Genomic DNA, 8385 nt, shown 5'->3' with positions numbered 1-8385 from the left:
CTTCACAACAACTTTGCAATACCTGTGATTATTCGTAGCTTTCTAAATTAGAGAAGGCACTGACAAGGTTTTGTCCATCTTCGAGCCAGCTAGATCTGTGCTGGCTCATTAATTAGATGGTACGCCCCACACCTAACTACACTCAGCTTAGTCGCTGAACTTCAGGAGGTGCCATCATGTCAGTAGTTAAAATAATCGGTATAGATCTTGGTAAGTCGACATTCCATTTAATTGGTCATGATTATTCAGGTCGTGAGCAGTATAGGCACAAGCTTTCTCGAAGCAAAATGATCCAGTTTATATCAACACATGAACCAGTCACGATTGCTATGGAGGCATGCTGTGGTGCTCACTGGTTAGCTCGCAAATGCCAAGAGTTTGGCCATGAGGTCAAACTAATACCAGCCCAGTATGTAAAGCCTTATGTTAAGTCACACAAAAATGACTTCATTGATGCTGATGCTATAGCAGAAGCTGCTACTAGACCTAACATGAGATTCGTGTCTCCAAAGAGTGAAAATGCCCAAGTAGGTGTGGTGATCCGAAGAATCAGGTCTGGGTATATTCGAGAAAGAACATCATGTATGAATAGAATAGGTTCAATTCTATTAGAGTTCGGAGTCAGTTTCCCTAGAGGTCATGCAAATATGAAAAACTTATTCCAGTGGTTAGCTGATAGACAAATATTAGTTCCACCACTCCTGATTCTGGAGTTACGTGACCAACTCGAATACTACAATCAGTTGAACGAACACATTTCAGCTCAAGATCAAAAGCTAGTTCAACTTAATAAAGACAATGAATTGTTTACTCTACTTCAAACGGTGCCTGGCATTGGTCCAATGACAGCCTCTTGCTGTTTGTCTGCGGTAGGAAATGTTAACGACTTCGCGAACGGTCGAAATTTTGCCGCATGGATTGGACTAGTGCCATTTCAGCAGTCTACAGGAGGCAAACCTCGACTTTTGGGGATATCTAAGCGAGGAAACAAAGAACTAAGGGAGTTGTTTGTCCATGCTGCTAGAGCGGTAATGTGGAGAGATTCTTCTGCTGAAAGGTATTTTGGCTCTTGGTTAATTGAACTGAAACGCAGAAAGTCATTCAATGTTGCTGTTGTCGCATTAGCTAATAAGCTAGCCCGTATTGCATGGTCGGTAATGAAATCCCATAAAGAATTTGAAGTAAAAGCATAATTAAGATTTGCATATGATAAATCTAGATGACACAACGGTTAGACCACCAGATTGAAAACCTGCGGGGCATAACAGCAAGTAAATGCTTTCTCGTTTTTGAGGACAATCTGGCGCGGATCTCATCGTAGAGCTGGGACTAATGAAAGTCTCAAATAGACTCTGAATACATTAGCGCAAGCCAACTCCGTTACTTTGGGTTATATCACTTGCAAAACGGGGCGTACCATACATTATGCCCCATTCAAAGTTAGAATTAGGGATCATGCTTGTATCGAATATCTGTTTTGCAATAATTATTTTTAATGATGCTGTTGATTTCAATTCAGCCTTTCACTTTTTATGTCATTGATTTTATGGACAATAAAAATCAATCAAGAAATAGATATCTATTATGTTCATATAGTGTATAGTGTCAGAAGCTCAAACGATGAGCTATTAGTAAAATATTTAGTTCAAGATCTTCTCAGTTTTTATTCGATTAAATTCGTCATATTTATCCTGCGATACCTTTTTCTTCATTCCTTATTTAGTAGCTTTCTTTTTAACTTAATCAATGTATCGAGATATATTATGTCAAATAAATCAACAGGCTTAGTAAAATGGTTTAATGAATCCAAAGGTTTTGGATTTATCACTCCTGATAACGGCGGTTCTGACCTATTTGTTCACTTCAAATCAATTGTTAGTGATGGCTTCAAAACATTATCTGAAGGCCAAAAGGTTTCTTTTGTTGTTGAACAAGGTAACAAAGGTCCTCAAGCGGATAATGTTACGTTAGTGTAAGATATTTATAAAAAGTCTCTTCTGTCGAGGAGACTTTTTTACTTTATTTTTTAATAAAGATTCTGAACGTTCGAAATACGAATAAAATAAATTTTTGGATCGATAAGATAAGAAGCAATATGAGAAAACCAGTAAGAAAATCAAGCAAGAAAACACAGAAAAACAACTTCGAAGAACGATTCGCCGCGATGGTAAAAGAATATCAAGAAGCGAAAGAAATTCTCGACTCTATGACTGAAAGTTCATCAGAATATTTAGCACAGAAAAAAGCATGCGATAAACTTTTTGCAAACGCGGAACGATACATTAATAAGAGATAATGAATTGAAATGGCTTTATTCTAATCTGAATAAAATCATCTTTCTTAGCATCAATAGGATGATATATGAGCAAGTTACCTAAACCGACACAAAAGCAGAAGCAATTTAGTATTAATCAGAAAGGGACTAAACGAATACCAGAAGAGTTGAAAAAAATGGGTGTTCGCAAACGCATAGAAGAGATTGAAGAACAAAAAAAGTGGGATAAAGAGTGGGGACTATGAGTTCACGAAACCTCTCTGAGCTTATCAATACGACACTCCTCTTACATTCCGAAAAGCTGAGCAACTTGGACCGAGACATGCTGACAAGTTTACGAGATCAACTTAATCGTGAGCAAACCTTGTCAGACAAACAATCCAAACTGTGTCAAAGGCTACTACGAAAAACGAATCATGATTGCTAACCAACGTCAGTCTTCACAGCTATCTACCCAGCTATCATCAAGCATCAAGCGTTATTCGACTTAGCATCTGATCCATTAAATCTCTAATCTTAATTAGTATTGCACCCTCTGGCGCATGATGCTCAGCTGAGCGCTTGGCGTTCGTTAGACTTTTCATGAAGATAGTTTCGCTATCCATCACGGTGTGTTTTAGGTCGGCATGGTCCTATTCCTTTTGAGGAGACGTAGTGGTGTGATGCTTTCAATATGGCATTGTTTCACGCTTAAACGTTCGAACTGACTTGGTTTCTGCCTAAAAGCTGGACTGGCAAGCAACTGATTATCAAGGAGTATGGACGGCAAAAAACCATCATAGAATGGTTATTACCTCATCTCACAAACCTGAGCACTACGAGTATGTTTCATCGCTTCTACAGTTTAAGCAACTTAACGTTCCACTTGTCATAATATGATGTGTGCCCCAGATATTTCGTTGTTGCTATTTCCAAAGCTCATCTGTTGAAGAGCATAGTCTTTCTATGAGCAACCTTGTACAAACCTTACATTCAATATAATAAAATTTTTTTAGTGTATGATTCGCACTTTTTTAACTTAAACCAGATCTTCTTTCTACCGTGATTTTTCAAAGTAGTTCCTCCAAAACAACACCAGTCTCACCGTTAGCAATCCTTTGGAGAAGGCTATTCATCTTTATTTTTTTATGTATTGATGTTTCTTTATTTTGAATAGATTTGTTTTTATTATTTCTATTCTCATTATTAAATATTTGATTAGACATATTATGCCCCTTTATAAAAAATTATAATTAAGGTGCACTGAACATAAGTATTTTTAGGATAGGTAATTAAGGAGATTACAGAGAGAAACTTGCTAGGGATTACGCTGGAAAACTATCTTTATATTTTATCTTGAAACAAATCTTTGTCAGAGCAACTACCTCGCCAGGCGTATGACGAGGCAGTGTAAATTCAATTGTAAGACTAAATAGTCGTTACATTTTCTGCTTGAAGGCCTTTAGGACCTTTACCTACAGTAAAGGAAACCTGCTCGCCTTCAATAAGCTTCTTAAAGCCATCGCCTAAAATGCTTCTGAAATGAACAAATAAATCATCGCCATTTTCTTGAGAAATAAAACCAAAACCTTTAGTTTCGTTAAACCACTTTACTGTACCAATTACTTGATTAGACATATTATGCCCCTTATAAAATTAAAATTAAGGTGCACTGAACATAGGTATTATTTTAGGATAGAGCATTAAGGAGATTACAGAGAGAAACTTGCTAGGGATGACGCTGGAAAACTTTCTTTATATTTTATCTTGAAACAACTCTGTGTCAGAGCAAAGACCACTATACAGATTAATTAAAAAAAATATACCTTTATTTTAAATTAATTTTTATATCATCTATTCAAACGCATTTTATCACAAAGGGTTCATCTTGATTCCGACGTTTTGCAGTTGGGAACATTAAGCAATAAATCAATACTGCCAAACGGCCTTTTTTGAGAGAGACTTGCTTGCGGCTGCCAAACTCGCCTTTGTCCAACGGCTTGCTGACGGGGTAGATCATCGTAACGCAAAACTGCACGGACATGATATGGCAGAGGAAGTTGCTGGCGCATTTCCAGATATTGATGAATTAGAAAAAGATGTAGCAGACCTTGATGAGTACTTTACTAACCTGAAAAAACGAAGAAAATAAATGTTTGAATAGGAGACATAGCCCCCTATGTCTCCTGTAATCATATATCTTATCTTGAGCTGCACCAGTATAGTGGCATAGTTAATTTAGTCACTAGAATAGATATCTTGTAATACCATTGGTAATCCATGAAGTGCTAATTTAGGTAAAGGGGTAACTCAGAAATGTCCAAAAAAGAGCTAGCTGCCGTGCCTAGCTCTGTTTTGCACAAAAGCACTTTAGCCCAGGAATACTGCTTGTTGTTACTCCAAGCATTTTTACCTTAGTTAAACTCGAAGAACTAAAAAGCAAAGCCTGCTTTTAGTAATTGTGGGTGTAATGACTACTCATGTATCGGACGACAAACTTGCTATTTTAGCTTGCATGGAGAAAGCTAAATGAGATAAGAATGCATAACTAAACAATGTAAATGCGAAGAATATATTTTTAACAACATGCCACCAAAAACCAAGTTCTTTTGTCAGTAATAACACATATAAAATCAGAGCTACGGAGGCAACTAACCGCAATAAATTTGTAAACAGAACAAAATTATCAGCGTTCTCTCCCTTATAGCCCTTTAAAGCCTCATACCTGGCTGCAAGCTGACCCCACATTATGCATGATGCGATAGCAGGATCTGAGATATAAAAAAGTTCAGTCGCGCTACCTTCTGCTAAACGAAACATCAGCACTGCGATAAAAGGGAGGATTATAAATACTAGCTCATTAATAGCACGGCTAAGCATTCTCTTGATCGTCCATTAACAATTGCATCATTTCTGTGCGAGGAATTACTCCGTGAACGGCCTCAATCTCGTGCCTGACCCGCTTCATTTTGTCGGTCATATACACTCTAAGATCTACTCGTAAGCCATCACCAGGAAGTATTGTTACTTGTCGGTTAAACCAGTTTTCTAGCCAATCTGCGTGTGTGATTTTTGCACTAAATTCTTGTCTACCCGTTACTTTGCAAAGCCACTTAAATCGCCATGTATTCCCACTAAAAGCAGCGTTTACTATTTCTAAAGCAATTTTTTCATGCGGAAAGTCTTTCTCGGAAGAGTATATTTCATCAACACTCTTGCTAATTGAGATACTTTTGCCAATCCTTTTATTTGGCTCTACACTTTTATCACCGATACCAACATATACTTTATCTTGTTCTGTTAGTTGGATTCTTATTGCATTCAGAGCTTTTTCCGCACCTTTAGCTATTCGGTAATCATCTATATGGGTGATTTTTAAAGCAGAGCTGGCATCATTTTCAAATGAATCAACTACTTCTTTATGAAGTTCATTTGCTAGATTCTTAAAAGGTTCTCGAGTGTTATGTTCAGCAGGTTTGCCCAAAAAACTCTCTATCTTCTTTTGAACCTTAAGTAAAAAGTTGTCTTTTTCGTAAGCTGTTCCATCCGTATTTTTTAATGAATTATTTTGAACGCCAACTACAGAACCTTCAATTGTACGAGAGAGCTTAGAAGATAAGCGCAATTGCAAGCCTGTCGAGTCAATAACTGCTTGCTGCATTTCATTTATGCCATCTATGAGGTCTCCCATCGCATGAAAAACACGAGACGAGTTTTCTTCATCTCTCGAGTAGTCTATTTTTATCCCAAACTGTAAGTTGCTCATTTTTTAGCTCTTTATGTCGTTTGTACAAAACGTAGCATATGATGCATGAATCTATCTATCGGCCAATTCAAAAAGCTTCATAACTTTTTGTTCTGAGAAGATCCTCATTCAACATCTTCCTCATATTTTCAGTAAAAATGAAACTAAGCTGTTAGACCTTAGGGCAGAAGCTCCTTGACATCACATTCCAAGGTCTCTGCAATCTTATACAATTTTTCAAGCGTGATATTGATTTTACCGCGTTCGATACGACTCATGTAGCTTCTGTCTATCTCTGCGAGTAGCGCGAGTTTTTCTTGAGGTAAGCCTCTGGATTTTCTAACTTTTACAATACGTTGGCCTACAGCTTCGGCAAGTTTCGTGTTCATGTTTTTTATTTATGAAATTAATTTCTTGAACAATGCATGCTTGCGGCTTATATGACCACGGATTATAATCCTCATAATTGGTGTAATTGATTAATTTTTGATCAGATGAAGATAAAAATCAGAAAAGAGTTATTTCTCGCTATTTATAACAATGAACATTTCTCAGCTAACGACTTAAAGTCCTTTCCATTAGACAGTGATGAAAAAGAATACTTATCGGATGAATACGTCGAAAAAAAATTGAAGGAAATGTCGTTTATCGGCGCAGTCCTTTCGTGCGGTTTCGATAAGCATGGTGATGAGATGTTTTCCAAAGGTTTTATGTTTAACCATATCGACTGGGAGGTTGTTGATTACGACAATTATAGTGAGGATTCGAATTATCTTTCTCTCAAGAGAGAAAGTCTCTTGACGATTTTGCAAGATAAACAGTCAGCTCTGTCAGAGTCCTATTCTCTTCATAAAAGGGCATGGAAGCATTTCAATCAGTTGTGTGCTCAACACTCAGAACTTCGGCCGTGTTTAGACCAATATATATCCGAGCATGACAATTGTAGATTGGATATCAAAGCGGAAATGCTAGCTGTAGAAAATGCCATTACCTTCTACAAAAACATAAAGCAACCAGTAGAGAATGGGAGTTAATTTGTACAACTCTATACTTTACGTATATGCCACAAACAACGGCATGCTCGTTGGGCAGTTCATTCAACAGTCGAAGAACAACTTGTCATTCTCATATTCTGATGAATGGTTAGCACACGATTCAGCCTTCCCGATTTCGCTTAGCCTGCCACTAATAAAAGGTGAGAATTCATCGTTTAATGTATTGAATTTTATAAATAATCTCCTTCCTGACGTAATGGAAGACCGACTAGATCTCGCGCACTCAGTGGGTGTGCAATCCGTCGATGCACTCACTTTACTCTCTAAAATTGGTCACGATTGCATCGGTGGCGTTATGTTTACCGACAGCAAGGAACCTCTAAGCATAGGATGGGAATACCGAGAGATCTCTACAAGTGAGTTAGATGAACTTGTAACTAACCGTAAGTCATTTCTTCCTTTCTTTGTTGATTACCGTCCGTGTATTTCGGGGACACAGAGAAAAACAACACTGATGAAGTTGAATGGCAAATGGTATGTACCCCAAGGTAAATCAATTAGCAGCCACATTATCAAGTATCCGATGGATGCGATTACTCAAAGTAGCTCTGTACTAGATATGAGTAGCAGCATTGAGAACGAATTCATCTGCACTCAAATAGCCAAAGAGCTTGGATTTAAAGTACCCAATGTCGAGATAATAGCGACTGAATCAGGAGCTAAAGCACTTGCTGTCGAGCGGTTTGACAGGAGTTTTGGTGAAAGGAGCGTATCTTGCAGGCATCAAGAAGACTTTTGCCAGATTCTTGGCGTTCCTGAACATCGAAAATATCAATCGGAGAATGGGTTAGGAATCACCAGCATTGCTGATGTTTTAAATTTCTCAGCGGAAAGCAATGTAAATACTCATGATTTTTTTAAGTTTATGATATTACAGTATCTTCTTGGTGCTACCGATGGTCATCTCAAAAACTTTTCAGTGCATATTGATCCAGAAGGACACTATCAGCTTACACCGTTCTACGATTTGCTATCAGCTTATCCTGTTGTAGGTCCCAAAGGATTAAATAAGCGAAAACTAAAGTTATCGATCGGCCTGAAAGCATCTAAAGGATATAAATACAACATCAACAAGATTTACTTACGACATATAGAGCAGACCGCTAGTCAGTTCGATATCAGCAATGATGAATGCCACGAGGTCGTATCTGGCTTTCTCGCTCAATTTAGTAACGCACTCAGCTCAATAGACAAACAGTTTCCAGCAGCGGAATTTGCGTTAGTAAAGGACGCAATATTTCAACATTCCACCGAAAACGTTGAGAAGTTGAACAGAACAATCAAATAAACATCGCGGGTAACAATTGTTACTCTTTTTGCAAACATACTTC

Annotated in this window: 12 protein-coding genes; 7 read left to right on the top strand and 5 right to left on the bottom strand. The window is 37.7% G+C overall.

The genetic code is table 11. The features are described 5' to 3' along the window. The first annotated feature begins 176 nt into the window (after nucleotides 1–176). The 4 genes from R7P72_RS20635 to R7P72_RS20620 all read left to right on the top strand — a co-directional run bounded on the left by R7P72_RS20635 (nucleotide 177) and on the right by R7P72_RS20620 (nucleotide 2520). Nucleotides 177–1193 (top strand): IS110 family transposase, encoded by a 1017-nt coding sequence (locus R7P72_RS20635; RefSeq protein ID WP_318110757.1) that lies wholly within the window; start codon nucleotides 177–179, stop codon nucleotides 1191–1193. A gap of 570 nt (nucleotides 1194–1763) precedes the next feature. Next, nucleotides 1764–1976, top strand: a complete 213-nt coding sequence (locus tag R7P72_RS20630; protein WP_005380667.1) for a cold-shock protein — start codon at nucleotides 1764–1766, stop codon at nucleotides 1974–1976. A 119-nt stretch (nucleotides 1977–2095) separates the two neighbouring features. Beyond that, nucleotides 2096–2296: a hypothetical protein gene (locus R7P72_RS20625; protein WP_020196715.1), complete on the top strand. Its 201-nt coding sequence runs from the start codon at nucleotides 2096–2098 to the stop codon at nucleotides 2294–2296. 65 nt (nucleotides 2297–2361) lie between these two features. Continuing rightward, the gene (locus R7P72_RS20620; RefSeq protein ID WP_020196714.1) at nucleotides 2362–2520 is read left to right on the top strand and encodes a hypothetical protein; all 159 of its coding nucleotides are present in this window, start codon (nucleotides 2362–2364) and stop codon (nucleotides 2518–2520) included. An 804-nt stretch (nucleotides 2521–3324) separates the two neighbouring features. Here the strand turns inward: R7P72_RS20620 and R7P72_RS20615 are convergent. After that, nucleotides 3325–3480 carry a hypothetical protein gene (locus tag R7P72_RS20615; RefSeq protein ID WP_020196713.1) on the bottom strand — a complete coding sequence of 52 codons (156 nt, stop codon included), beginning with the start codon at nucleotides 3478–3480 and terminating at the stop codon, nucleotides 3325–3327. 202 nt (nucleotides 3481–3682) lie between these two features. Further along, entirely contained in the window at nucleotides 3683–3892 is a 210-nt protein-coding gene (locus tag R7P72_RS20610) for a cold-shock protein (RefSeq protein ID WP_005380677.1), read from the bottom strand. Nucleotides 3893–4217: 325 nt separating this feature from the next. Here R7P72_RS20610 and R7P72_RS20605 point away from each other — a divergent pair, with 325 nt between their 5' ends. Further along, on the top strand, nucleotides 4218–4406 hold the full coding sequence (locus tag R7P72_RS20605; RefSeq protein WP_020196712.1) for a hypothetical protein: 189 nt from the start codon (nucleotides 4218–4220) through the stop codon (nucleotides 4404–4406). A 326-nt stretch (nucleotides 4407–4732) separates the two neighbouring features. Here the strand turns inward: R7P72_RS20605 and R7P72_RS20600 are convergent, their stop codons facing one another. The 3 genes from R7P72_RS20600 to R7P72_RS20590 form a co-directional block, all read right to left on the bottom strand. Continuing rightward, nucleotides 4733–5134 (bottom strand): hypothetical protein, encoded by a 402-nt coding sequence (locus R7P72_RS20600; protein WP_020196711.1) that lies wholly within the window; start codon nucleotides 5132–5134, stop codon nucleotides 4733–4735. After that, on the bottom strand, nucleotides 5127–6020 hold the full coding sequence (locus tag R7P72_RS20595) for a hypothetical protein (protein ID WP_031829691.1): 894 nt from the start codon (nucleotides 6018–6020) through the stop codon (nucleotides 5127–5129). The genes R7P72_RS20600 and R7P72_RS20595 overlap by 8 nt, the downstream gene beginning before the upstream one ends. A 158-nt stretch (nucleotides 6021–6178) precedes the next feature. Then, on the bottom strand, nucleotides 6179–6388 hold the full coding sequence (locus R7P72_RS20590) for a helix-turn-helix domain-containing protein (RefSeq protein ID WP_020196709.1): 210 nt from the start codon (nucleotides 6386–6388) through the stop codon (nucleotides 6179–6181). 105 nt (nucleotides 6389–6493) lie between these two features. On the opposite strand from R7P72_RS20590, the gene R7P72_RS20585 reads away from it, so the two are divergent. Further along, nucleotides 6494–7033 (top strand): hypothetical protein, encoded by a 540-nt coding sequence (locus tag R7P72_RS20585; RefSeq protein ID WP_020196708.1) that lies wholly within the window; start codon nucleotides 6494–6496, stop codon nucleotides 7031–7033. Further along, nucleotides 7023–8342, top strand: a complete 1320-nt coding sequence (locus tag R7P72_RS20580; protein WP_020196707.1) for a HipA domain-containing protein — start codon at nucleotides 7023–7025, stop codon at nucleotides 8340–8342. The genes R7P72_RS20585 and R7P72_RS20580 overlap by 11 nt, the downstream gene beginning before the upstream one ends. Nucleotides 8343–8385 lie beyond the last annotated feature (43 nt).

This window comes from Vibrio sp. Vb0888 (genome assembly GCF_033338835.1).
Classification (GTDB): Bacteria; Pseudomonadota; Gammaproteobacteria; order Enterobacterales; family Vibrionaceae; genus Vibrio; species Vibrio alginolyticus.
This window is presented reverse-complemented; position numbering and strand designations above follow the sequence as displayed.